Consider the following 25,970-nt stretch of genomic DNA (forward strand, 5'->3'; position numbering starts at 1 on the left):
ATATTGACGAATTTCAAAAAATATTATGCTTCGTTGCCTAGCTGACGGTGTAAAAGTGTACAGGCTATGCTACAATATTGGAATTGCAAAAGCAGTCATTAGGGAGGGTTATTGAAACACCATGCTCATTATTGGTATCGCCGGTGGCACCGGTTCCGGAAAAACTACAGTTGCCCGTTCCGTCATTGATCGTCTTGGATCGAGTAAGGTGACTTTTATATCTCAGGATAACTATTATAAGGATCATTCTCATCTTAGTATGGCTGAACGGGGATCCATCAATTATGATCACCCCTTTGCCTTTGATAACGAGCTATTAATTGAGCACCTCAAATGTCTAAAAGAAGGCAAACCCGCTCAGGCTCCGGTATATGACTTCACAATTCATGCCCGTTCTACTGTTGATTCGGTGAATTTAGAAGCGAATAATATCGTCATTCTCGAAGGACTTCATGTTCTTTCTGACGAAAACCTTCGGGCGCTGCTCGACATCAAGGTATTCGTGGATACGGATCCCGATGTGCGTATCCTTCGCCGGGTACTCCGGGATATCGAAGAACGCGGCCGCACGATTCAATCGATCCACCATCAATATTTAACCACAGTTAAACCGATGCACGAAGCATTCATCGAGCCTTCCAAGAAATACGCCGATCTGATCCTTCCTGAAGGCGGTCAAAATGCAGTGGGGATTGAACTGCTTACTGTATTGACCGAAAAGTACCTGACAGGCGACCAAAAGTGGGCCGAGGTTTAAACGTTGGCATTATAAAGCACCGTACTACGCAGAAGCAATTCTGCAGAGTACGGTGTTTTTGTGTGGAAATACAGCAGTATACATGCATAATATTCCTAAGTAACGATCAAACTACCTTTTAGCGTTCCAGTGAGCGCATTACATGACCCAGGGGGCGACAACTAATGGCTAAACCGGACAATCGGGCAGATAATGTAGAACATTTGCAGCAGCATATTCAGGATACAATCGAGAACCTTCGCGAAGGGGAAGAATATTTGAACGAATTCTCCTCAGAAATCAGCAGCGGGGAACGCAATCAAATCGAAGAAAAGAATGACCGCCGCAGAGTCAGCATCCAAGCTTTCCGCGAAGAAGTTAAAGACGAAGCAGCGCATCAACGCTCTGAAGAATAGGTAAATCGTATAGCTTATATTTGAACCTATAAAGCGGTCTAGTCCCGGAGAGCGGGAATGGGCCGCTTCATAGGTTCATTTTGTTGATTGACATATTCTTCGGAATATATCCTCAGAATCGGAAGCAAGATATGAACCTGACCACATCACGGATAAGGAGGGTATTTGATGCAAAACCAGCAGGATGAACAACAGCAGCAGCCTATTTTCTCTCAACCCCCTAAGGTTATCACCACCAAAGACACGCTATATTTAAAGGACCAGTTATCTTGGCAACTGATCGCTATGAAGAAATGCTACCATTTTGCCCGCGAATGCTCAGACTCTGATATCAGCCACGCCATTGATCGGGCCGGTCAAATGCACCAGCGTCATTACGAGATGTTGTTAAAACACCTGCAAAACGACAACACAAGCGAAATGAAGACCGTGCAGAAAAAGCTGCAACAATAGAAAGGAGTGACCTGACTTTATGAGTTCAAATGAAAATAAAAATGTCATCAAAAACCCAAAGCCTCCTTTTGAGCCTAAAGTAAAGGGTCCGGAGTTGAACGACCGAGATCGTGTAAATGACATTCTTGCTATGGAAAAATACTTAACCGACAGCTTTAACATCTCTGCCAGAGAAGCGAGCCATCCTGACCTTCATGATGACATCATGACCGTATTAAATGAGACCCACCAATGCCAATATGGGATGTATGAGCTAATGTTCCAGAAAGGCCATTATAAGCTCGAGGCCGAGGAACAAAATAAGCTGGATCAAGCCTATAAGCAATTCGACAACTACTCTACGCAATTCCCTTACAGCAGTACAAATATCCATTAATGCATTCACTATAATGAGAAAGGCATCCACCGCTAAAGGTGGGTGCCTTTCTCATTTAAATACATAAATTTTGACCTTAAAAAATATCATTTTGTTTTGAATGTGTTTAATCCGGGTAAAGAGAACTATTCTTTCATTAATTTTATTTTGCTCTGTTTTTCTTTGTCAAAAATTTGTATAGTAGTTTATATACTGTTCTTTATAACGAAGGGAGGTGGAAAATATGGCTAAAAAGACCTACATCGCTCCTGCAGTTCTAGAGCAGCAAGAAATCGTCTTTGAAACGAAGATTTCTGGAAACAACGGTTTGCATAACGGTAACGACAACGGTCAAGGCAATCATGGCGGCGGACCTGACTTGGGAACCAACCCAGGCAAGGGTAATAAATAAAGCGTCATGAAAATAATAGGTAAAGTACTCAGATGAAGGCGGGGTGTCCCATGGTTTATTCTTTTCTTCAACAGCTCTACATAATGAATGAATTACCAAGAGCAGATGAGACGATGTACCGGGACGATCTCGCCTACATCGAATTACAGGGTCTCTCCCCTCTAATTTATCAATTACTTAACGATAGCGGACAACTTGAACGCACGCCGCAGTTTTTTCAGGAACGGCTGCAGGCCGGGCGTAAAGAAGCTTTGTATCGCAATCTGCTGCTAAAAAAAGAAAGCTCGCTGCTATTTGAACGTCTGGAAGCTGCCAAGATTGGAGCTATACCTTTAAAGGGAACTCTTTTCGCCGAAACCTATCTCGGTCATTTGGGTGCCCGTTTCACTTCCGATATCGATATTCTGGTACGACCTGAAGATGTAGAGGCAACCATCGCTCTAGTGCACGAAATGGGCTATGATCTGGAAGACCCCATTAATCCGGACCATTTTCACCGCGTCTTCTATAAACAGCGAACATCAGCAAGCCTGCCCTCTATGATTGAAATTCATTGGAATCTAATCAAGAGCAGCAGCGCAAGCCTAAATACCGAAAACTTGTGGTCAGAAGCTCATTCTCTTCACCCCTATACATATATCAAACAGCTGTCGGTCAGGCATACTTTTTATACAATTTGCCTACACGGCGCCAATCACAGCATGGACTCCGCCAAGCATTTACTGGATATTGCGCACCTGTTGTTTACACGCGGAGATGAATTGGATTATTCCGAATTATTTAAGCAAGCCCGGGAGGACTTCACTCTAAGAAGAGTTCAAGAAGCTCTTGCTATCGTCTATGAGTTCTTTCCGTCTCTTCATACGGTCAAACCGCTGCCTTACACACCTAAGATGGGGAAGTTTGCCTCTTGGAACAACCGTTCAATCCGCAATTCCATTCATGTGGAAAATGCAGTTCATTGTTTCATATTCGCTTGGCGGACGGTAGACCGCGGAAAGTACAGAGTTAAGCTCGTTCTGAATTTAATTCTGCCCTATCCTTCACTTGCTGTGTATTCTCTTAGACAAGAGCAGAATATAACCTCCGTTAAAGCCTTGATCTATATGAAGTTATACCGCCAGCGGATAGGCAGACTTTTCAGGTTTCTTACTAAAAGGATAGGAGTCAAAACAAATGGTGGAGCTTAAGCTGGTTATCGCTGAGCAACGTTTGCTCACACACACTTCTGTCCCTTGGATTGCGGAATGGCTACAAGCCTTTTTCCCTATAGACGGAACTGATCCCGTTGAAATCGGGGCCGATCCGCTAATGCCTGCAATGAATGTTCATATCCATGAGGGTGGCTCACCGTTTGAGGGGAGCTTTCATGTTGAAAAGAATAAATCTGAAGACGGCTTGCTAATCTTTACCCGTCCGGATTATGTAATAACGGTTGATCCTTCTTTTAAAGAAGCCGAATTGACTGTGTATAATTCCTTTGCCTTGAAGCATGCCATGATGCACCTATACAGCTTATACATCGTCCATCTCGGCTGGGGACTGCTCATTCACTCTTCCTGTGTGATCGACCAGGGCAGAGCTTTCCTGTTCTCAGGACATTCCGGCGCTGGAAAATCAACAGCCGCCCGCCTGTCCAGTCCAAGGCAGCTGCTCTCCGATGAAGCGAGCATTGTTCGAATTACAGCAGACGGAGTTTCAGTATTCGACTCCCCGTTTCGAAGTGAACTGTTATCCGAAAGAACTCCCGGAAGCTGTTCATTGGCGGGAATATATTTGCTGAACCAATCCGAGCAGATCTACACCCAAGCGATTGCAGACAGGGAAGCCTTTATCCGTATTCTCGACAAGGTCTTCTATTGGTCCTACGATTCCGCAGAAACAATGAAAATTATGAAGCTTACGAAGATACTAGCTGAGCAGGTAGCTTTCCACGAGCTGTATTTTCAAAAAAATAACTTATTCTGGGAGAAAATATCATGATCATATCCGACAAAGTAAAACGTAAGCCTGGTCTGGACTTAACGCAAATGGATGGTGAGTGGATACTGCTGGACGCAGACCTTTGTATCGTTACAAGGCTGAATGAAACAGGCGGGAGAATTATTGAGCTTCTGGACCGGGAGCTGACTCCTGGGGAATTGGCTGAACGGCTTGCCTCGGAATATGAGATCACCCTTGAGCAGGCGCAGGCGGATCTGAAGAGATACCTTAGTACCCTGGACGAAGCAGGCCTGCTCGATAAACGTTATGAAGGCTAATTATTATAGTGCTGCAATCTCCCGGGCCATGGATCGTCTGGGTTTTATTGAGCTCCGATCAACGGGTACAAGTATGTTTCCATTTATACAGGAGAGAGATACCTGCTTCTTTCGCTCATGCGAACCGGCGCATGTAAAACCAGGGGATGTCCTGTTATTCATCAATGATGAAGGCGCCCTTGTATGTCACCGGGTTATCAAGGTAGATAAAGAACACAATGAAGCCCCTGCCTTTATCATTTGCAAAGGAGATACGAACCTTCTTCCGGATCCACCTGTACCTTCCGGGCAAGTGATCGGCAAACTAACGCATATACGCAAAAGGTGGCTGACTTTATCCCCGGATAACGGGTTCGGTCGACTGTGGGGCAAACTGATCATCGGTATGCCCCCTTTCGCTTATATACTTCATCGGGTCGCCAGATGGTATAGATGGCGGTCGAATCATTTATCCACCCGGCCTTAAGGGCCGGAGCAAGGAGCCTATATGCGCATCCTCTCTCGAATTACAGCCGGCTTTGGGAAGTCCCTTCCAGGAATACAAGAAAGCCGCCGTTCGTTTGGACGCTTGTTCCCCTACCTTTGGCATTATCGCCGTGCTTATTCCGCGCTCTTTATGACGTTGCTGTTCAATGTGGGGATGACACTGTTCTCGGCATGGATGCTCAAACATTTAACCGATGCCGCTTTGAATCGCGACACGGATCTAATTAAGCGGATACTTCTGCTGGGAATTGCCGTGTCTCTGTTACATATAGTACTGCAGTATGTACAGGTTCTGCTGCAGAACCGTACGGTGAACCGAATAGCCTTGGACTTAAGGAACGATGTCTTCGCAAAGCTGATGGAAGTAAAGTTTAACTTCTTCGGCACGATGCACACAGGTGAACTTGTCTCCAGAGTGACCCGCGATGTCCAGCAGACCTGCGGGGCTGCCGGCAGCTACCTGCTCCATTTATTGATTATGCCGATCAGCATTGCCGCGACATTTGTATATTTGCTCTATATCGATTGGAGGCTTTCTCTGGTCTGTCTGCTCCTTGCTCCCGCCGCCGGGCTGGCTGGCGGAGTGTTCAGTTTAAAGGTACGGCAGAACAACAAGCCGCTAGGAGAACTGTATGGAAGAATGCATGCTTTTCTGCAGGATGCTTTATCCGGGTATACCGTCATTCGAAGCATAGGACTGGAACGTCATATGAAGGGGAAGCTGCATAACTATGGCGAACAAATTATCGGATATGAAGACCGGGAAGCGCGCCTCCAAGGCGGATTGTACGCAGGCTCGGCCCTCATCGGTACGTCCTCCTTCCTCGTATGTATCGGTGCCGGATCGTTCCTTGTAGCCAATGGTTCCCTTACGGTCGGCTCTCTGCTTGCGTTTGTCAGCCTAATGCAGGTTCTGGTCTCCCCCTTCTCCGGTCTGGCCAGCCAGCTTGGCGGACTGCAACGTTCGTTGATTGCTGCTGACCGCCTCTGGACCCTTATGGACCAGCCGATGGATGAGCCTCTGCTTGCCGGAAATGACAAGTCAGCCCCGGCATCCCTATCGAACGCATCGGAGACAGTAAGTATCCGGCGGCATACTGGAATGATTGAGTTCGATAACGTCTCCTTCTCCTATCATGATGGAGACGATAATGTGCTCCGCGACATCAGCTTTTCAGTACCCTCCGGTCATACTGTTGCGCTGGTCGGTCCAAGCGGTGCCGGCAAAACAACGCTGTTCCATTTAACTCACGGGTTCCAACAGCCGAAATCGGGACGTATATTCATCCAGGGGCGCGATCTCACTCTTATGGAACGCCCCGAGGCCCAAACACTGTTCGCTTATGTTCCTCAGGAGACGCATCTGTTCGAGGGAACGATTCGCGACAATATCGCTTTGGGCAGCCTGAATGCATCCTACGCTGACATCGTCGCAGCGGCTGAATCTGCCAACGCCGATCCGTTCATCACCAGTCTGCCGAAGGGCTACGATACGGACGTTGGAGAGAATGGGTCCAGCCTCTCAGGTGGACAACGCCAGCGGATCGCCATTGCCAGAGCCATACTGAAGGATTCACCCATCCTGCTGTTAGACGAGGCTACATCTTCATTGGACAGCGAAGCCGAGTTCCTCATCCGAGGTGCCCTTCGCCGACTCATGGAGGGACGGACGACTCTGGTCATCGCCCACCGCCTCTCAACGATCCGCCACGCGGATACGATTCTGGTCCTCAATCAGGGACAGATTGTGGAACAAGGGCGGCATGACGAGCTGCTTCGCCGTAATGGCCTCTATGCACGAATGTATCGGCTGCAGTCCGATGACCTTCAGTTGGCTGAAGGATCTCTGATACCCTTTTAACGAACTAGGGAATAGAATCATCCCAATATGTGAACTGACAAAGAGCAGTAACACTGAATTCTGTGTTACTGCTCTTTCTATGGATCAACCTCAAAATCAGCGCTTGACTATGTAGCCAATTCTAACAGTAGAGGGCATCTAATTGCACTTTTACATCTTATTTGCCGGAATTCCCCACCCGAGGGCGATTCAATTGCACTTTTACATCTCATTTAGCCGAATCCACCACTTAAGGGCCATTCAATTGTACTTTTACATTTCATTCGGTGGAAATCCCCATCCGAGGACGATTTAATTGCACTTTTACATCTCATTTAGCCAATTCCACTATCCGAGGGCCATTCTTGTTTTGAGCCCTTTTTATTACACTCTTATTTTTTAGCCGCTAAGAACTCTTTGAACTGCTTAAGGCTTGTCTCCTTTTCCTGGTAACCTACAATAAATCATAGGCAAAACAAGGACGTCCTTATATAATAAATAACGGTAAAAATAAATAATTATACAGCTTTGGCTGATTGAAAGGGGCATTATCGTTGATTGTAATAAGCATCGTTATCTACATGCTCGGTATGCTGGTCATTGGATACTTTGGTTACAAACGCACCTCCAGCTTATCCGACTTCATGCTTGGCGGCAGAAGTCTTGGGCCCGTTGTTACCGCACTAAGTGCAGGAGCTTCGGACATGAGTGGATGGCTGCTGCTCGGTCTTCCGGGAGCCATGTTTGCTCAGGGACTTAGCGCTTCCTGGATTGTAATTGGACTTACCATCGGGGCTTATGCCAACTGGCTTTATGTAGCACCGCGTTTGAGGGTATTTACCGAGGTTGCCGGTAATGCTATGACCATTCCTGAATTTTTCCAGAATCGTTTTGAGGACCGCTCTAATATTCTGCGGTTGGTATCAGGAATAGTCATTCTTGTGTTTTTCACCTTTTATGTTTCGTCAGGAATAGTATCGGGTGCTGTCTTGTTCAATAATGTGCTTGGGTTTGAATATAACACAGGCTTGTGGATCATTACAGGAGTCGTTGTCGCATATACCTTATTCGGCGGATTTCTGGCCGTAAGCTGGACAGACTCCGTGCAAGGTACCATTATGTTTCTAGCTTTGATCATTATCCCCGTAGTCATACTGGCCAACACGGGAAGTCTTCCGGTAACGATTGACCGGATTCAGCAGGTGGATCCTAGCCTTTTAGATTTATTCAAGGGTACAACATTCCTTGGAATTGTCTCGCTGTTTGCATGGGGTCTAGGCTATTTTGGCCAGCCTCACATTATTATACGCTTTATGGCGATTTCTTCTGTGAAGGAGATGAAGAAAGCCCGCCGCATTGGCATGGGCTGGATGATTTTCTCAATCTGCGGTGCCATGTTCTCAGGTCTTATTGCCATTGCCTACATGGATAAAAACAATATTTCATTAAAAGATCCTGAAACGGTTCTTCTGGAGCTTAGCAAGCTGTTATTCCACCCGCTTATCGGCGGTCTGCTGATGGCTGCTATTTTATCAGCAGTAATGAGCACCATTTCCTCTCAGTTGCTGGTAACCTCCAGTTCGCTTACAGGTGATTTGTACAAAGCATTCTTCCGCCGCTCCGCCTCTGAACGGGAATTGATTATTGCGGGACGTCTGTCCGTTCTAACCGTGGCCGTAGTTGCAACAGCCTTAGCTTACTCCCGGAATGAGACGATTCTATCCTTAGTGGGTTATGCCTGGGCGGGTTTCGGCTCTGCCTTTGGTCCGGTAGTCCTGCTCAGCTTATTATGGAAACGAATGAATAAGTGGGGAGCACTGGCCGGTTTGATCGCCGGATCAGTCACCGTTATCGGATGGAATACCTTCGGTCTCAGTGATGTGTTGTATGAGATGATCCCTGGGTTTATTGTCGGAACTCTGGCCATTATCGTCACGAGTCTCATGACCCAGAAACCTACAGCCGGGATGCTGGATACCTTTCAGGAGTATCGTCAATCTCTATAATTTTATCCATACAAGAAGAAACGGCTTCGCCATCCCCAATGTGATCGGTATCCGTTTCTCGTAGAAATATAAGAAAGTATACTGAAAACTTATACTTTCTTATATTTAAAAATGGATCCCTACATTTAATGAGGGATCCATTTTTTATATCAATGAGTGCCTTAATTATCTTTTTACCACATTAAAGTTTTCCTGAATAAGCAGCCAATTTTGTGGAAAAGGGAGTCCCAGCTTCCAGTAGCTGATGCCTCGAAGCCCCAACTCTTTAATCAGATTAAATTTGGCTTGGATGGACCTGGCATCTTCAAACCATACCTTATGAGATTTACCTGAATCATCTATATAACTGAAATTTGGAGCTTGAGCGTTATAATCATACTGGATCGCTGCATTTCTATTTCTTGCTAAATCAATGGCCGCTTGCGGACTAAGGGCTCGGGCATAAGCCCCACCTGCTACATAAGGCAAGGTCCAATCATAGCCATATAAATTTTGTCCCATCATGATTTTTGCTGCAGGCATTTCGCTTATGGCATACTCCAACACTTTGCGGACAGGGCCTATTGGAGAGACTGGCATCGGAGGCCCCCCGCTATATCCCCATTCATACGTCATAATGACCACAAAATCGGCAACTTGACCATGCACTTTATAATCATGGGCTGTATACCACGGCCCGGTTTGGGTTGCACTTGTTTTGGGTGCCAGGGCGGTGGACAATAGAAAGCCTTCCTGGTGAATTCGAGCCGCAGCTTTTCGCAGGAATGCATTATACGCTTCACGATCTTCTGGCCGGAGAAACTCAAAATCAAAATGAATGTCTCTAAAATTCAATCTCTTTGCTTGGGCTATGATATTCTCCAACAATCTATTTTGAACTACCTGATCATTTAAAATAATCCGCCCCAATTCTGAGCTGAATTGAGCGTTTTCCAAATTGGTCAAGACCATCATCAGGATCACCTGATTTTGTGCTGCAATGGAAGCAAGATCATCTAACGGCGGTGCTTTTAGAGAGCCATCCCGCTGAACTTGAAAGCTAAATGGAGCAAGATAAGTGAGGTTAGGTGCTGCTTCCGCTGCAGCATTCCTTAAGCCTTGGGATACTTCCTCCCCTCTTGGCTCTATGTAGGCATTTATCTCTGCATTTCGCTTCGGCTTTGGCGGGATATACAATCGAAGTCCAATCCGTAAAGGCTGATCCACGGGAAGCTGATTGATTTCTGCAAGTGTGTTGACGGTCATCCCGAACCTTTGTGCGATACTATACAAGCTGTCCCCCGATACAACCCAATAATACATACCGGTAATCGGTATAACCATCGTTTGTCCAACCACTAACTGGCTTGGGGCGGACAGTTGATTGGCCTCGGTAATATCATCCATGGGTACACCATAGGCATTGGCAATCCCATATAGAGATTGCCCCGGTTGCACAACGTGAATTTGCATAACCCCTCCTCCTCATCCGTCCATGAACAAACGAATATGCCTTATTTTATTCGGGTGAATTGGAGGGTATGCTACGCTGGGATATGTTAGTTTATTTGGGTATAGACCGATAGCGCGGATGCTCCGATAGAACCGACTCAACCATTTTCCTCACACTGGGATGCTCCAATTGAAAAAACTGCGATTTATCTTCGCATAGTACGGCCACCTCCCCTTTCTCCATAACGGCCAGTGTATCAGAAACAGAGTAGGCAGCTTTGATGTCATGCGTTATAAAAAGGTAGGAGAGGCCAAATGACGACTTCAGTTCGTTCAGCAGGCACAAAATCTTCGTTTGATTTACCATATCCAAACTGCTTACTGCCTCATCCAATACGATCAGCTTCGGTTTTAAGGCAATTGCTCTGGCAATATTGATTCTTTGCAGCTGCCCACCGCTAAATTGATGAGGATACTTATGTCTATCGTCCGCTTTCAACCCCACGGTCTCCAACAGCTCTCCGATGGTCCGGTAATGCTCTTTCAGGGAAAGGGTTTCATAGTTTTGCAATGGCTCTCCGATAATTTGCTCCGCATTCATTCGCGGATTTACGGAAGAATAGCAGTCTTGAAATACGACTTGAAGATCTCGGCGAATACTTCTGCGAGTAGACTTATCCGCATCGTACAGATCGATGCCCTGGAATATGACCTGCCCCTTCTGCGGCTTTTCCAATCCCAAAATCACCTTACCTAATGTGCTTTTCCCTGCACCGCTTGTTCCGAGAAGGCCTAAACATTGGCCCTCTTCAATAGAAAGAGTAATGTCGGAAAGTACAGCTGCCGACTGCTTATTTTTAAAGAACAAATGGGATGGGTTATAACTATGAGTGATGTTCTCCACCAGCAGCAACCCCACTTTATCACCCCCTATTTATTGAGCTCGCATCAAACTTTTGGATGGTTGGTTGTTCCCTATCTGAATTCTGGCATCAAGCAATTCTTTGGTATACACATGCTGCGGATGATCAAATAGCTCACAGACCTCCGCTTTCTCTACAATCCGTCCATGCTGCATAACGGCAACATCGTCAGCCATTTCCGCAATGACCCCTAAATCATGAGAGATTAATAGAATGGATGTACCGTATTCTGTACAAATGCGCCTAAGCAGGCACAGCACCTGCATTTGATTATTCATGTCCAGCGATGTAGTAGGCTCGTCTGCTATTAGTACCGCGGGTCGCAGGCACATCGCAAAGGCGATCATAACCCGCTGTAACATTCCGCCGCTCAGTTGAAATGGATACTTCCGCATAAGCTCGAAGGCATCGGGCAAATTCACTTCTTGCAAAGAGTTGAGCGCCAGCTCTATCGCTTGTTTTTTAGTAAGCAAAGTATGCGTGCGGATCGTTTCGATGAATTGATCGCCGATCGTGAACAAAGGAGAGAACGCATTCATCGGGTTTTGCATAATGAGGGCAATCTCCTTGCCGCGAATACGCCGAACCTCCTCCTTCTTAAGCCCATTCAGTTCACGCCCCTGCAAGCAGATGCTGCCTTCCATACAAGTTGTTGTCGGGTCTAGTAGCTGTAAAATGGACAGGCAAGTAACTGATTTTCCGCTACCGCTTTCCCCGACAAGACCAAGTACACGGCCACGCTTCAGCTCGAACCCGATATTGCTGATGATCGGAAGCCTTCCTTCCGCTGTCTTCACCGTAACGTTCAAGCCGCTTACCTCTAATACACGCTCTGCTCCTGGACTCAATGGACTCATTCCTTTGTAACCCGTCGCTTAACCCCATAACGATCCGACAAGGCTTCTCCTAATATATTGAACGAAACTACAACTAGCAAAATCATGATACCCGGATATAACATTAATTCCGGATTGCTTCGAATATACGATTTCCCCTCATGAATCATGGCTCCCCACTCCGGTGCCGGCGGTTGAATACCAAGACCTAGGAACGAGAGCGCGGATATATCCATAATCGCCCAGCCCATTTCTAGGGTTCCCATGACCACAATCGGGGGAAGTACATTAGGAATAATATGTTTCCTGATGATCTTCCAAGGTGAGGATCCACTTATATGAGCCGCGATAATGAAATTTCGTTCCTTCAGGCTTACTACCATACCTCGGAACATCCGGGCATAATACACCCACTGCACCAGCATGATAGCTAAGACAGCCTGCATCAGTCCAGGACCAAATATCCCAATCAATCCAAGAATAAGCACAAGGTTCGGAAATGACATTACCCCATCGCAGAACCGCATCAGAAGGAGATCAACGATGCCGCCTTTATAGCCAGCAATCGATCCGACAATTAAGCCGATCCCTAAAGAGGAGATGAGGATAAGGGAGGCAAAGCCCAAGGAAACGCGGGAGCCGTATAAAAGTCGGGATAGAGTACAGCGTCCCAAGTGGTCGGTACCTAAAGGATAGCTTAGCGAAGGAGGTTGCAGCTTAAGTGCCAGGTTCACCAGAATAGGGTCATGTGGAGCTATCCATGGGGCCAATATTGCCAGAAAGAAAAAGACCAGCAAAAGACCCAGGCAACTCATGACGATCTTGCGGCTCCTTAAGGTGGTCCGTATAGTTGCGATCATGGACTTATACTTCCTTTCCGGGAAATCCGCGGGTCTATAACCATTTGCAGAAGATCCACGATCAGGTTACATACAATAAATATACAAGCTACAAGGAACACATAACATTGAATAACGGGTATATCCCTGTTAAAGATCGCTTCTATAAAATAACGTCCGAACCCCGGCCAAGAGAACACCTCTTCTACAATGATCGTTCCTGCGAACAATTTACCCATATTCATGCCCAAACCGGTAATCATCGGTGAAATTGCGATTTTTAATATATGCTTGCCCATAATAATCTTCTCTTTAATGCCCCTGGTTCTGGCGTATAACACATAGGGCTCCTGCATTTGTTCAAGAATACTGGTACGCAATAAGCGGGTATAGACAGCAATCAGTCCCAGAGCCAGCGTAAATGAAGGAAGAACCAGATGCAGCCACGTACCTCTTCCTTGCACAGGAAACAAATCCAGCTTGACTGATAAGAAAAAGATCAACAAGTACCCAAGCCAAAACTGCGGGATGGAAGCACCCAAAAAGGCAAGTAACCGACTGAAATGATCAAACACACTATTTTTATAAACCGCTGACAAAAATCCAATAGGTACGCTGATAAGTATGACTAGAAATAAGCTGCTAAAGGAGAGTTGGAGCGTTGCGGGCAGCCGATGCGCGACCTCCTGCCAAACGGGCTCCTTTGTAACATAAGATGTGCCGAAATCAAACCGGCACATCTTTATAAGGGATTGAACATATTGAACATATAACGGCTGATCCAGGCCGAATTCATGCCTTACCTCAGCCAACACCTCTTCTGTCAGGCGAATATTGGCTGCAGTTAAGTAAGCTTCAGCTGGATCTACGGGTGAGAGATTTATCATAATGAAAGAAAGTAGTGTAGCAAAAATAAAGATGGGAATGATGGCAAGGAGCCGTTTCCCAATGTAGCTGATCATAAAATCCTCCCTACCCTCTACTCCAAACGGTCAAGTCCTAGAAATGGATTCTCGTCCCGATTGGCCGGGAATATGAAGCCTTCCACATCCTTCTGGTAAACAGCTGTCTTCTTAATGTAAGAAATCGGCAAGAAGGATGCCTGCTCTTGCAACGTGTTCAAGATTGAACTATATAGTTGCTGGCGCTTACTTTCATCCGTCGACAGAAGGGCTTCCCTCACTTGCTGATCCAACTCTTGTTTCATGGGTAAGCTTGAGAGCGATTCCGAGATGCCGAAGCCTTTTTCGGAAGTAACATTGATAAAAGAGTGCGGGTCGTAAGGCGATCCGTAGTTGCTCCAGAAATACAAATCAAACTCGGCTGCACGGAGGCGTTTGATATTTGTGGAGATATCAAGCCCTGTAATGTTCAGTTTAACGCCGATGGCCCCCCATTCAGATTGGAGGGTTTCCGCCATCGGTTTTTGAACTTGGTCTGTTTTCTCATACAGCAGCTCCAACTCAAACGCCTTGCCATTTTTCTCACGAATGGATTTGCCGGCAGGCAGCGTCCATCCAGCTTCCTCTAGATAGGCTTTGGCTTTCTCCACATCGTACTCCAGCGGCTTCACTTCAAAATTGGTGTATGGGAGGTTCTTCGACAAAATGTTGTCGGCCTTCTCCTCTAAACCACCTGTAACCCCATCAACCATTGCTTGCTTATTAAAGCCGTGATGGAGCGCAAGCCGCACTTTTATATCCGCAAGAATATCATTAGTCGTATTCATAACCAGCTCTCTTGTGGCTATAGGCTCAGAAAGACTAGTTTCATATTTACCGGATGCTTTCAACTGTTTGAAGGCATCCATACTGATCACACCTTCCCCATAAATCAGATCAAGCTCTTTTTTCTCAAACGCGAGAACGCGTGTTTCTCCGTCCGGAATAATTTTAATGATGATTTTATTAACCTTCGGTTTGTCCCCCCAATAATTTGGATTACGGGTAAATTCCGCAGACTCGTCTTTCTTGTAATCAGATAACATCCAGGGCCCGGTGCCAACGGATACCTTTACACCCTTTGACGTATCACCATCATCCGGGAAACCAGCCTCGCCGAGAAAACGAACCGGACGTACGACCGACAATTCCTGTAAGGTTGGATAATAGACCTGCGTAAGCGTCATTTTAAATGTATATTCGTCCACTTCTTCAGTTTTATCAACAAAGTTTATAAATCCAAGCCAGCTATGATTTTTACGATTCTTCAAGATCGCATCAAAATTCTTTTTGACGACAGCAGCGTTAAACGCCGTTCCATCAGAAAATTTAACATCCTGGCGAAGCTTGAAAGTATACTCTTTCCCATCCTGTGAAATAGTCCATGATTCAGCCAGATGAGGAACGAGTTTACCTCCCTCTTTATAGCTAACCAAAGGCTCATACACCATAGATTGGGCAATCAATTGCGAAGGATTGTAAACATGCGGATTCATAGGGCCCACATCTCTTGGCCATGAGACCGTAATCGTTTTTTCCTTCTCTGCGGATTCGGCACCCGACTTCTGCGCATTATTTTGTGCGCTGCAACCCATAAGAGCAGTTGATAGGACAAGTAGAAAAATGACTAGCGTTTTACCTCTTGATACAAACATTAGTATATTCCCCTTCACGTCTCTATTGTTGATAATGATTCTCACTATCAATTGATATAATATACGATACATTTTTTTCTGTCAATCACCGCCAAGGCACATCGGATAGAAAAAACAGCCTAACCAGTTGTGGTTAAGCTGTTATAAATAGATTTAGCAATTAGCTGCATTACCTCTTTAAATCAGCCGATGCTGATACCACTTCTCCCCAAGGAATCGCCGTAGGAAAATCAATCCCCGGATGCCCCATTCACAGTTCATTGCCAACCAGAATCCAAGGAGCCCCATATGAAGAACAATCCCCAGAATGTACCCGAGCACTACGCGGAACAGCCACATCGACAGCATGGAGACCATCGAAGTATATTTGGAATCCCCGGCCGCTCTAAGTCCGGAAGGCATGATGAAGCTGATGGCCCATAACGGGATTTGAGCAATCGCGTTAATAAGTACTATAGTGAAAATTTCCCCAACAATCTCCTTAGGCGGATGGAACAACGAGAGAATCGGATGGAACAGTGGCATGATCAGCAGTGCCATCAACACGAACGAAAGTGAGGTCAACCACACAAATGATTTTACGAATTTCCGGGCATCTGCAACATTCCGGCGCCCCATACATTGGCCTACGACCGTAATGAGTGTAAGCGAAAGGGCACCCGCAGGAACCTGCATTAATCCGGCATAAGTTGAAGCTATCGCATTGGCGGCTATCGCATATGTACCAAGACCGACGATAAAAATTTGGGTCAGAATTTTGCCGCCGTTGAAGAAAACCTGCTCTGCCGCAAACGGTACGCCAATAAACATTATTTTTTTGAGCATAGAAACTTTAACAATCAATAAGTCGCGAAGGCGGATATGCAGACTGCTGTCCATTCGGAATAGATAAAACAGAGCGCAGAGCGCACCAATATACCGGGCCGCATTAATCGAAATGGTCATGCCTAGAACACCCATGTTCAGCAAATTAATAAATACGACATTCAGAATGACATAAGCCAGATTCATAATCAATGAAAGCATAAGCGATGCTCTTGTTCTTCCAATCCCGCGCAGGGCGCCGCATACCGCCTGTACCACGGCAATCCCCAAGTAGGATACACAGCTCCCGATCAAATACGTCCGGGCATTGTCCATGACCTCCGGCGAAGCCGCTCCGAACAACAGATTCAATAGCGGATTATGAAATAAAATACCTAATGAGCCGATAGCCAGGGCTATCAATGAGACGGAGGACACCGCCCCGGCAGTTGCACTGGAAACCATAAGTTGGTTCCCGCTGCCTTTATACTGAGCGACAACGACCGTTCCTCCGGTTGCAACAGCCACAAATATACTGATCAAAAAAATATTAAGGGAATCAATCATGTTCACCGCACTGATCGCCGCCACTCCTGAAGAGCTAATCATTGCCGTATTTACGAGATTCAGCCCCACGATAAATGCCTGATCGACCAAAATGGGGATAAACAACGCGATAATCTCCCGGTAATCCATAGATTCGCCAGAAAAATATTTATCCAGAAAACGGCTGTTCCGCTTCACACGTACGGCGGGTTCCATCATTCTATCACTTCTTTTACATTAGATTTGGACACCTTGTAATATGGGTATGAAAAAGAAAAAAGGCTCTTCAGGCTGAAGAGCTACAGAAATTATTGCTTATATCTTATTGCTTATATCTTATTGCTTATATCTTATTGCTTATAACTTATTGTCGTCATTCGATCGAACTCGAACGGGTAGTTTATGCGGACACAGTAGACGTTATACTGCGGAAATAGCCCCGATCTCATTGTATGCGGACTGAGATGCTGCTATTGCGTAGAAATAGGGTTAATAAGTCGCCGTATCCACCAATTAGTGCATCCTCTGTCCGCATGCGTTCCTAAAAACCCATTTGCTTGTTAATAAGGGCTCTGTTGTCCGCATATGGCCTCCAGCTCCTGTTTACACGCTACAAATGACTATGATCGAGAGCCTATCCCTCACTGGGAATTAGCCCCAAATAATGCAGATGATAAAATAAAATATATCACGTTGCTGTTGAAAGAACAATACTGGATAGGACCGTATAATAGTTGTCACGTAGATAAGTTGAACTTAGGATTATCTAGTTTGGATTTGAGCCGATGGGAAGTCACCCTGCTGCTCGTTATTTGCCAAATTGTTATATCCTGCGAGGTTTTTATCAATAAAAGCCAAGAACACCCCTACCTCTATAGGTTGGGGATGAATCGGCGGTTTAAGAAACCGAACATATGTGCTAATATATCCATATAACCCTTTTGAAAGGAGGTGTGTGGCATGCTGGCATCGGATCCAGATTTTGGTACACAAAAAAACGTGTCCATAAAGCCTATAAGTACCGAATCTATCCGACAAAGGAACAACAGCAACTCATCCATCAGATGTTTGGCTGTTGCCGTTTTGTGTTCAATCATTTTTTGGGACTATGGAACAATACCTATGCGACAACAGGAAAGGGCTTATCCTACAACACCTGTGCCACACAACTTCCTACTCTCAAAGGGCAGTTTGATTGGCTCAAAACGGTGGATAGTATCGCCTTGCAATCCGCCGTTCGACACGTGGCAGATAGCTTGGATCGGTTCTTTAAAAAACAGAATCAGGCTCCACGGTTTAAAAGCCGTAAGCATCCCGTGCAAAGCTATACCACCAAACAGACCAACGGCAACATTGCAATGAAAGAAAACAAACTTAAGCTCCCGAAGCTCGGTTGGGTTCGGTTTGCCAACTCCAGAGCCTTAGAGGGACGTATCCTTTCTGCCACCGTACGACGAAATGCGGCTGGTAAGTATTTTGCATCCATTGTCTGTGAAGTTGACATACATCCCCTGCCGCAAAACAACAAGGCGATTGGCATAGACCTTGGACTCAAGGAGTTTGCGGTCTACTCCGATGGATTACGTGAGGCCAATCCAAAGTGGTTTCGCCACTACGAGAAGAAGTTAGCCTTCTGGCAACGCCGCATGGCTCGTCGCACGAAAGGCGGCTCCAATTGGTTTAAAGCCCAGCAGAAGGTTGCCCAAATCCACGAGAAGATTGCGAACGGTCGCCATGATTTTTTGCACCAACTCACCACCAGGCTGATCCGTGAAAACCAAACGATCAGCATTGAAAATCTTCATGTAGCGAATATGCTCAAAAATCATAAGCTGGCGAAATCGATTGCCGATGCGTCTTGGGGCGAGTTCGAACGCCAAATTACATACAAGGCGAGTGGGTACGGACGGACGGTTAAGATGGCTGACACCTTCGCCCCCACCAGCCAAACGTGCCATGTGTGCGGCTTCATCAACCAAGAAGTGAAAAACCTTTCGGTGCGGCAGTGGACCTGTCCATGTTGTGATGCACTTCATGATCGGGATGAGAATGCTGCACACAACATCAAACAAATGGCTATATAGCAGGATACATTCAACTGTGGGAACCACAGGGGTCGCTTGGGATTCGATTTTCCATTTTGGGAAATTAAATTATAACAACTCTGCTTCATTGGAAGCAACTACCCAAGAATCCTCCACCTCTACAGGTGGCGGGAGTGTTCAAATAAGATTACGACATCCAATTCTATAAGCGTGTAATTATGCACCTAAGGATAAACCAAAAGAAACACTTGAGTTCCATCAACAAAAAAAGTGCGCCGCCGCATCCGAAGATGACAAACGGAACACTTTTTTATGTTTGTGTTGTGGTAGGTTTAAGCTGCCTTAACGTTTAGGATGCGATACCCAACATACGGAAGATTATAACCGCAGCTTGCGCACGATTAGTAATACCCTTCGGCCCGAATTGATCTGCATCAATTCCGTTAATAATTCCCAAGTTGGTCAATTGGGCTACAGAGTCCTGTGCGTAGGAGGCGATTTCACCCTTATCGGCAAACTGCTGCAGTGCCGTGTTGTTGTCGATCGTCTGCAGCAGACCCTTTGCTTTCAGGGCATTTGCGACCATAATCGCCATTTCTTCACGGGTGATCTCGCGGTTCGGTTCAAACTTGCCGTTGCCAGAACCCTTGACGAGACCTGTATTCACAGCGATGGTGATAGCGTCCGTGTACCAGACACTCGACTTGACATCACCGAACGTAACAGGTGTACCGTTACCCGTCAAATTCAACGCGCGAACCAGTATAGTTACAAATTCGGCACGTGATACATTTTGGGTCGGTGCGAAATTGTCTCCTCCCACACCTTTGAGAATACCTTGGGCTGCCAGGGCCTCAATGGCTGACTGAGCCCATACCACCTTACCTAGATCCTTGAATTCCACTACCGGTGCAGCAGTCGGAGCCGGCGTAGCGCTTGGTGCCGGTGTTGCCGAAGGCGTTGCGGTTGGACTTGGTGTAGGAGTTGGGGCAACAGGTCCCGGATTATAAGGCGGTGGCGTTTCTGCCGGTGTAGTTAGATTGTTAGTAATCCGGCCCTCAATGCGCGCGTTAATTACTCCACCCTTAAACATCTTCACGATATAATCGTAGAAAACGTCTAGATCTGTCGGTCCAGGTACAGAAGTACCGGCTTGTGTCAGTACGGTGTAGTTATCTCCGCCGGCAGCCATGAAGTTATTGACAACAGCCGTATAATTTTGGGTCGGGTTAATTGGCGTTCCATTCGCAAGCGTTAAACTTGAAATACGGGTAGCTACCGGAGCATCCATATTCGCCGTATACTTCAAGCCTGATATTTGCAGCGTTTTGATATCGTATGTTCCATCAGGTTTTACGAACCATTGCTGTTGGAGCAGGGTTTTGATCTGTGCGCCAGTCAGCGTCAGCTTCACTAAGGTGTTACCGAACGGCTGAATTTTAGCCAGATCACCAAAGGTCACATTTCCGCTAGGAAGATCGGCACGAATTCCGCCCGGATTCATGAAGGCAAAATCCGCAGGACCTTTACCATCGCCAAAGTCGGAGCTGCGCATCGCATCGGCGATTAGATTACCAAGTGAAGATTCCTTCGTGTAAGCATCTGTTCGTGTAATCTTTCCGTCCGTTGTCCCAACGGGTTTGGTCAACTCCGGATGAAGAGCTAAGTAACCGTTAACTAGAGCAACCGTATCTGCGTCAGGCGTTACCCCTTCATGGAATGTAGAGGTAACAACAGCAGATTTGCTCAACACATCACCAGTCTTAGGGTCAATGAGAAGCTTAATGTCCTCAAACGCCGTTCCATAGGAGTACGCTTGAACAATAAGCTTGCCATTTACTACTCCATTAGCCAGTGCGTGATTGTCACCCGCAACGATCACATCAACCGGAGAATTCGCTGGAAGTGCATTTGCCAGATCCGCAGCTTCTCCAGTGGTCACACCGCTCTTGGTTGAAGCGGGATCATGCGCAAGAACGATAATGGTTTGAACTCCCATATCCTGAAGTTCCTTGGCATAAGCTTCAACGGCAGTAACTTCTTCCTGAGGTGTCAGGAACTTCACGCCTGCTGTACCTGAAGGAGATACCTTACTCGGAGTAGACTTGGTGACCAGACCGATAAATCCGATTTTCACGCCGCCCACTTCCTTGATTACGTAAGGGTCGATAATCGGTTTTCCAGTGGTGCTGTTAACAGCATTGGCATTGATGTATGGGAAATTCACGCCCTCATGGGTTACTTTCGGATCTTTGGGGTCTACTCCACCATTTATCTGAGACATCAGGGCCGCAACCCCTTGGTCAAACTCATGGTTACCCAAGGAGCCCACATCGAAGCCCATCATATTCATCCATTTCAATGTTGGCTCATCCCGTTCCAGCGAGGATACCGGAGCAGATGCACCAACAGAGTCACCGTTATGGAAGAGCAATGAATTTTCATAGATGGCCCGAGATTGTTTCAAATAGGTTGCCAAAATAGCCGCTGTTCCGACTGGCTTATTACTAACGGTAGATACCGTATCGAGCTGGCCATGGAAATCGTTGATACCAATTAGGTGAACTTCAACGGGAATATTCACTTTGAAGATGCCGAAGCCTTTAATGTCCTTCTCATTGGTATAAGTCATATTGTTTGGAAGTACACCCTCTGCCTCCGGTGCCGAGATGAAGGTGGTATTTACGTCCTTATTAATAGACAAGAGCGACCAGTTATTATCCGCCGTAGGACTAATTGTTCCTACTTCGGAAATATAATCCATCAGTACCTGCCGGTTCTCTTCCTGAGAATCAATGATCATTTGTGAATCTTTGACACCGGGGAAGTTACCGCCGCCGCTCGCGCGGTAGTTATTCGTAACTACGATGAAATCCATATTTAGATCGAGCGGTTTATTATTATAGGTTATATTCGTCACACGGCTCGAGGCCGGGTTCTTAATGACTCCTTTCGAGTCGTATTTCGCCTCTTTCGTCACATCAAATTTATACTTAATACCGTCAATCACATCAAAGTTATATACGGCAAAAGAAGGATCAAGCAATGATTGCGGTGTTGTAAGAGCTGGATCAATCTTGTTGAATGCACCCGCACTCATTTCGAGCCATTCTTTTACGGTAGAACCTTTAACCTTGATCGCTTTCAGCGTATTGTCATACAGATACAGGTCGCTTGCACTTCGGATTGTTAGGTCACCCGCGGCAATGTTTGTATACTCAGTAGGACCGTTGCGTCCCGCTTTAAAAGGTGCACCCACACTTAGAATCGGGAGATCCTTGTACTCTGGAAGATTGGTGTTGATATACTTCTCTGCATACCATTTCTGTGCTTGCGTTACGATCTGGACCGTTGGGTCATCCTGAACCATTGCAAAATAGCTGTTCATCGGAGCCGTTGTCACGCCCAACTTCTGCCCGGTGTAGGCGATGGTGGCATTATGTGCAGTTTCAACCGCAGCAAACACGCCTGAATCTCCCGTAACACCAGAAATGGATCGGGTTGAAGCCTTGGTATTTTCCTTATCAACCTTCCATCCGCTGCCATCCTGAACAATCTTAATGTCGATCAGACCCAGGTTGCCGCCCCCATATCCGGCTTGAACAGCTGGGGTACCGTTAATGTGCCCATACACATTATCCACAACAGATACACTGCTGTTGTTGTAGGGTAATCCCGTTGCAGGATCTTTGAATGAGACGTCCAATTTGGTGTTGTCGCCAGTAGGAAATACCTTATGCGTGTGCGAGAACGTGATTGCATCAATGCCCGGCACCTTGCTCAGCGCATTGATATCATTCTCGGAGCCATCCCCTTGAACAGCACCTGCATCAAACCCGGTGTGTGCCATAGCAATAATGACTTGCGCTCCAGCATCTCGCATCTCTGGCACGAACTTCGCCGCCGTCTCAGCAATATCCTTAGTTATTACCTTACCTTCCAGGTTAACCTTATCCCACTCCATAATTTGTGGAGTGACAAGACCGAGTAGACCGACTTTAATCGTTTGATCCACACCATTGCTATCCTTTACCGTCTTATCAATAATAGTGTAGGGTTTGAAATAGTTTGTGACTCCATCGGTTTTATAGATATTGGCGTTCAAATACTCAAAATTTGCTCCGGTATTTGACTGTCCACTGCCTTTAATTGTTCGATCCAAAAATTCCAGGCCATAGTTAAACTCATGATTACCAAATATCGCTGCATCATAATCCATGGCGTTCATAGCGGCCATCATCGGGTGAATCATGGTTGGAGAATCTAGCAGTCCTGATTTCTTCGCCATGTAAGTTCCCAGCGGAGTTCCCTGAATTAAATCCCCATTGTCTAGGAGGAGGTTATTTACTTGTTCTGTTCTGGCTTGCTTAACCAACGTTGCTGTCCGATCGAGACCGACAGTTGCCGAGGCCGCATTTTTGAAATAATCCCAGCCGGTGACATTGGTGTGTACATCCGTTGTACTCATAAGCCTTAGATCAATAGTTGACGCAGCAGCGGCAGCCGCTTTTTCAGCAACCCCTATAGTGCCCAAGAAAGTTCCGCCCAAGACCTGTACAGATAGTACAGCCGTTGTCAACAAGGAAGCAAAAGGCTTATTCCATCGTGATTTCCATCCCATAAAGTGATTATTCCTCCCTATCATTTTGTTAGTTCCGTGATATCATATCATACACAAATGGTAGAATATCAATAATTTTGTTAAAATAAAACATATTTATGTAAGGTAACTTTACATAAATAATCATTTTATTTGATGTTTAGTTAATATATTTATGAATATATTAGAATATGTTAACTGCATGTTAAGTTCTCCATTAAAGATAGATCCCATATTTAATCACTCCATTTATCTGAACCTGAAACACTGAAATGGTAGGGAGTTTATCCGCTACACAAAAAAGCAGCCCTCCTCCAGTAAAAAACACATGGGGGATGACTGCTTTTTTTATTACAAACGATTAACGATTCACTTATTTAAAAAATTAGTCAACTATTCACCTGAAGCATACATCCAGCAATTTTGTTTGCGATAGCTGGAGGGGGAGAGTGCAGTATGCTTTTTAAATATTCTCCAAAAATGAGTGGTATTGTGAAAGCCAGCCCTCTCCATGATCTCCGAGATCGGAAGCAAGGTATCTCTCAGTAAAGTGGCGGCTATTTGCACGCGGTACTTGATCAGATAATCAATGACAGACAAGTTTGTGCGCTGGGAGAACTGATGGTTCAAGGTAGTGCGGTTAATATGAAACATTCGACTTAATTCGTTCAGGGTTATTTTGTTCGGATAGTTCGTATGTAAATAAATCAAAACATTGTTTACCATATCACATATACCAGTATCCTCTTCTGCTGCTAGAGTTCCCTCTTGATCAATCAGCTTTGAGAGGAGAATCAGCACTTCCAGTAACAGCGATCGGGACCGACAGGGCCAATTAATGTCACTTTGGGCCACAAGCGTCTCGTTCATTTGCCGCAAGAGCTTAGTGATATGTTGTGCATTTGCAGTATCTATTGTGAATATGTGGGGGAATTCGAGATTCCTCTTAAGGAATGGCCGCAGTAGGTAAAGGTCCTGCTCTTCCGTGACGGAGAAATCAGCATGCGGATGGTGGACATTCTCAAAATTGAATTTGCTATTCACAACTATTGGATCAAAATAAACTGATTTCACGGATATATCCGAGGAAACATTCAGCTCCGCATATTCATTTTCATGGACACACAGGATCACAGGCGAAGTAAAGGGCATTTGCAAGTTTCCGCATGATATGATACCCGATCCCTTCTCAATCAGTACAAGGCTCCATCTGCCGTAGCCCCGAGTATCTTCTATACAAGATTCATGTTCCGTGAAATATAGAGGAAGTGAATATCCAGAATGCACTTCTCTACCGATTGTTACAAACTCCAAAGCGTTCACCTCGGTTGGCCATTGTGAAATATTTTTCAAATCCATTTTATAACATTTTTGGTTTGTGTGATAGACCTGCAGGAATTCGAGTCCAAAGTGAACTTGTTTAAAAGCAAACAACTATTGCAGATACACCATTCTCGCTGCAAACCTGATCAGGTATGATGCCCCTATATCATAAATCGTTTGAGGGGAGTCATACTATGAAATTTGAAGTAAGAAGTAAAAGAGTGGTTGTATTACTTTTGATTATTATGTGTTGTGCTTTATTGGGGGCGTGTTCTAAAAATGATACCGAAAGTGGTAAGACTAACGCGGAAGCAGCCATCGCAAATGTAGCGTCTTCTGAACCGATCCAGGATGGTCCCTTGACTATTAAATACGTGGGTAATTCATGCTTCTATTTGACATTTCCTGATGGAACAACAGTCTTGACCGATCCCTACCCCGCGAAATATAAATCATTCTTTGGTCCAGCTCCTGATATGGAAGTGGACGCCTACACAATCTCCCATTATCATGATGATCATGTTCCGGATTTGAAGCAGCTTAAAGGCGATCCCAAAAGGCTTGTTTCCAAGTTGATGACAGAGCCCATTAAAGTCGGCGGTGTAGAAGTAACCGGGTTCTCATCCAAGCATGTATCAAATTTAGGAGACAATGAAGTATTCGTATTTCGTTTCGGTGATTTGAAAATCGTACACATGGGAGAGACAGATAAGATAGAATCACCAGAGGCGTTGGAAGCCGTGAAAGGTGCGGACGTCGTACTGACATATGCGGGAGAATACGGCCCGGAAACATTGAAAAACTCCGCTATATTTCAGTCGTTATACAATATGGATGTAAAGGTCATCATTCCACAACATTTCAGTAACAATCCAGAAGCGATATGGTATGGAGAGCCGACAATGGATCAGATTCTAAAAGAAGTGCCGCAAGGTGTTGAAACAGTCAAGTTAGATGAACTGGTTGTGACGAAGGACATGAAGAAAGAGTTTGTTGAGCTGTCCCAAATGAATGCTAATTAATTGATGTGAAAGAGAAAGAAGCAGACTAATTAGGATGTAA

At 45.7% G+C, this 25,970-nt stretch carries 22 protein-coding genes; 13 read left to right on the forward strand and 9 right to left on the reverse strand.

Annotation, left to right across the window (positions count from 1 at the left end):
- Nucleotides 1-121 precede the first annotated feature (121 nt).
- The 11 genes from udk to putP all read left to right on the forward strand — a co-directional run bounded on the left by udk (nt 122) and on the right by putP (nt 8,965).
- Nucleotides 122-757, forward strand: a complete 636-nt coding sequence (udk, locus tag J2T20_RS14690) for a uridine kinase (protein WP_036651124.1) — start codon at nt 122-124, stop codon at nt 755-757.
- Nucleotides 758-921: 164 nt separating this feature from the next.
- The gene (gene tlp, locus J2T20_RS14695; protein WP_307589537.1) at nt 922-1,152 is read left to right on the forward strand and encodes a small acid-soluble spore protein Tlp; all 231 of its coding nucleotides are present in this window, start codon (nt 922-924) and stop codon (nt 1,150-1,152) included.
- Between the two features lie 168 nt (nt 1,153-1,320).
- Nucleotides 1,321-1,605 (forward strand): hypothetical protein, encoded by a 285-nt coding sequence (locus J2T20_RS14700; protein WP_307589539.1) that lies wholly within the window; start codon nt 1,321-1,323, stop codon nt 1,603-1,605.
- Between the two features lie 19 nt (nt 1,606-1,624).
- Nucleotides 1,625-1,981 (forward strand): spore coat protein, encoded by a 357-nt coding sequence (locus J2T20_RS14705; protein ID WP_307589541.1) that lies wholly within the window; start codon nt 1,625-1,627, stop codon nt 1,979-1,981.
- Between the two features lie 223 nt (nt 1,982-2,204).
- On the forward strand, nt 2,205-2,372 hold the full coding sequence (locus tag J2T20_RS14710) for a hypothetical protein (RefSeq protein WP_307589542.1): 168 nt from the start codon (nt 2,205-2,207) through the stop codon (nt 2,370-2,372).
- 50 nt (nt 2,373-2,422) lie between these two features.
- Nucleotides 2,423-3,562 (forward strand): nucleotidyltransferase domain-containing protein, encoded by a 1,140-nt coding sequence (locus J2T20_RS14715; protein WP_307589544.1) that lies wholly within the window; start codon nt 2,423-2,425, stop codon nt 3,560-3,562.
- Nucleotides 3,549-4,355, forward strand: coding sequence for a hypothetical protein (locus J2T20_RS14720; RefSeq protein ID WP_307589545.1), 807 nt, complete (start codon nt 3,549-3,551; stop codon nt 4,353-4,355). The genes J2T20_RS14715 and J2T20_RS14720 overlap by 14 nt, the downstream gene beginning before the upstream one ends.
- Nucleotides 4,352-4,633 carry a PqqD family protein gene (locus J2T20_RS14725; protein WP_307589547.1) on the forward strand — a complete coding sequence of 94 codons (282 nt, stop codon included), beginning with the start codon at nt 4,352-4,354 and terminating at the stop codon, nt 4,631-4,633. Before J2T20_RS14720 ends, J2T20_RS14725 begins: the two co-directional genes overlap by 4 nt.
- Complete coding sequence (locus J2T20_RS14730) at nt 4,623-5,099, forward strand: signal peptidase I (RefSeq protein WP_307589548.1); 477 nt, start codon at nt 4,623-4,625, stop codon at nt 5,097-5,099. The genes J2T20_RS14725 and J2T20_RS14730 overlap by 11 nt, the downstream gene beginning before the upstream one ends.
- Before the next feature lie 21 nt (nt 5,100-5,120).
- Nucleotides 5,121-6,980, forward strand: a complete 1,860-nt coding sequence (locus J2T20_RS14735) for an ABC transporter ATP-binding protein (RefSeq protein WP_307589550.1) — start codon at nt 5,121-5,123, stop codon at nt 6,978-6,980.
- A 533-nt stretch (nt 6,981-7,513) separates the two neighbouring features.
- Nucleotides 7,514-8,965 carry a sodium/proline symporter PutP gene (gene putP, locus J2T20_RS14740; RefSeq protein WP_307589552.1) on the forward strand — a complete coding sequence of 484 codons (1,452 nt, stop codon included), beginning with the start codon at nt 7,514-7,516 and terminating at the stop codon, nt 8,963-8,965.
- A gap of 165 nt (nt 8,966-9,130) precedes the next feature.
- Here the strand turns inward: putP and J2T20_RS14745 are convergent, their stop codons facing one another.
- The 7 genes from J2T20_RS14745 to J2T20_RS14775 form a co-directional block, all read right to left on the reverse strand.
- Nucleotides 9,131-10,417 carry a glycoside hydrolase family 18 protein gene (locus J2T20_RS14745; protein ID WP_307589553.1) on the reverse strand — a complete coding sequence of 429 codons (1,287 nt, stop codon included), beginning with the start codon at nt 10,415-10,417 and terminating at the stop codon, nt 9,131-9,133.
- 91 nt (nt 10,418-10,508) lie between these two features.
- On the reverse strand, nt 10,509-11,315 hold the full coding sequence (nikE, locus tag J2T20_RS14750; RefSeq protein WP_307589555.1) for a nickel import ATP-binding protein NikE: 807 nt from the start codon (nt 11,313-11,315) through the stop codon (nt 10,509-10,511).
- A 15-nt stretch (nt 11,316-11,330) separates the two neighbouring features.
- Complete coding sequence (gene nikD / locus J2T20_RS14755; protein WP_373457806.1) at nt 11,331-12,176, reverse strand: nickel import ATP-binding protein NikD; 846 nt, start codon at nt 12,174-12,176, stop codon at nt 11,331-11,333.
- Entirely contained in the window at nt 12,173-13,015 is an 843-nt protein-coding gene (gene nikC, locus J2T20_RS14760; protein ID WP_307589557.1) for a nickel ABC transporter permease subunit NikC, read from the reverse strand. The genes nikD and nikC overlap by 4 nt, the downstream gene beginning before the upstream one ends.
- A complete protein-coding gene (gene nikB / locus J2T20_RS14765; protein WP_307589559.1) occupies nt 13,012-13,956 on the reverse strand; it encodes a nickel ABC transporter permease subunit NikB in 945 nt (314 codons plus the stop codon). Before nikB ends, nikC begins: the two co-directional genes overlap by 4 nt.
- Before the next feature lie 17 nt (nt 13,957-13,973).
- Nucleotides 13,974-15,590, reverse strand: a complete 1,617-nt coding sequence (gene nikA / locus J2T20_RS14770; RefSeq protein WP_307589561.1) for a nickel ABC transporter substrate-binding protein — start codon at nt 15,588-15,590, stop codon at nt 13,974-13,976.
- A 177-nt stretch (nt 15,591-15,767) separates the two neighbouring features.
- The gene (locus J2T20_RS14775) at nt 15,768-17,159 is read right to left on the reverse strand and encodes an MATE family efflux transporter (protein WP_307589563.1); all 1,392 of its coding nucleotides are present in this window, start codon (nt 17,157-17,159) and stop codon (nt 15,768-15,770) included.
- Between the two features lie 734 nt (nt 17,160-17,893).
- Between J2T20_RS14775 and tnpB the strand changes: the two genes are divergently transcribed.
- Nucleotides 17,894-19,024: an IS200/IS605 family element RNA-guided endonuclease TnpB gene (gene tnpB / locus J2T20_RS14780; RefSeq protein ID WP_307589565.1), complete on the forward strand. Its 1,131-nt coding sequence runs from the start codon at nt 17,894-17,896 to the stop codon at nt 19,022-19,024.
- A 310-nt stretch (nt 19,025-19,334) separates the two neighbouring features.
- Here the strand turns inward: tnpB and J2T20_RS14785 are convergent, their stop codons facing one another.
- Both J2T20_RS14785 and J2T20_RS14790 read right to left on the reverse strand, forming a co-directional pair.
- On the reverse strand, nt 19,335-23,606 hold the full coding sequence (locus tag J2T20_RS14785; RefSeq protein ID WP_307589567.1) for a bifunctional 2',3'-cyclic-nucleotide 2'-phosphodiesterase/3'-nucleotidase: 4,272 nt from the start codon (nt 23,604-23,606) through the stop codon (nt 19,335-19,337).
- Between the two features lie 372 nt (nt 23,607-23,978).
- Nucleotides 23,979-24,899, reverse strand: a complete 921-nt coding sequence (locus tag J2T20_RS14790; RefSeq protein WP_307589569.1) for a helix-turn-helix domain-containing protein — start codon at nt 24,897-24,899, stop codon at nt 23,979-23,981.
- Nucleotides 24,900-25,102: 203 nt separating this feature from the next.
- On the opposite strand from J2T20_RS14790, the gene J2T20_RS14795 reads away from it, so the two are divergent.
- Complete coding sequence (locus tag J2T20_RS14795) at nt 25,103-25,930, forward strand: MBL fold metallo-hydrolase (RefSeq protein ID WP_307589571.1); 828 nt, start codon at nt 25,103-25,105, stop codon at nt 25,928-25,930.
- Nucleotides 25,931-25,970 lie beyond the last annotated feature (40 nt).

Source organism: Paenibacillus wynnii, assembly GCF_030812855.1.
GTDB classification, from domain to species: Bacteria; Bacillota; Bacilli; order Paenibacillales; family Paenibacillaceae; genus Paenibacillus_AQ; species Paenibacillus_AQ wynnii_A.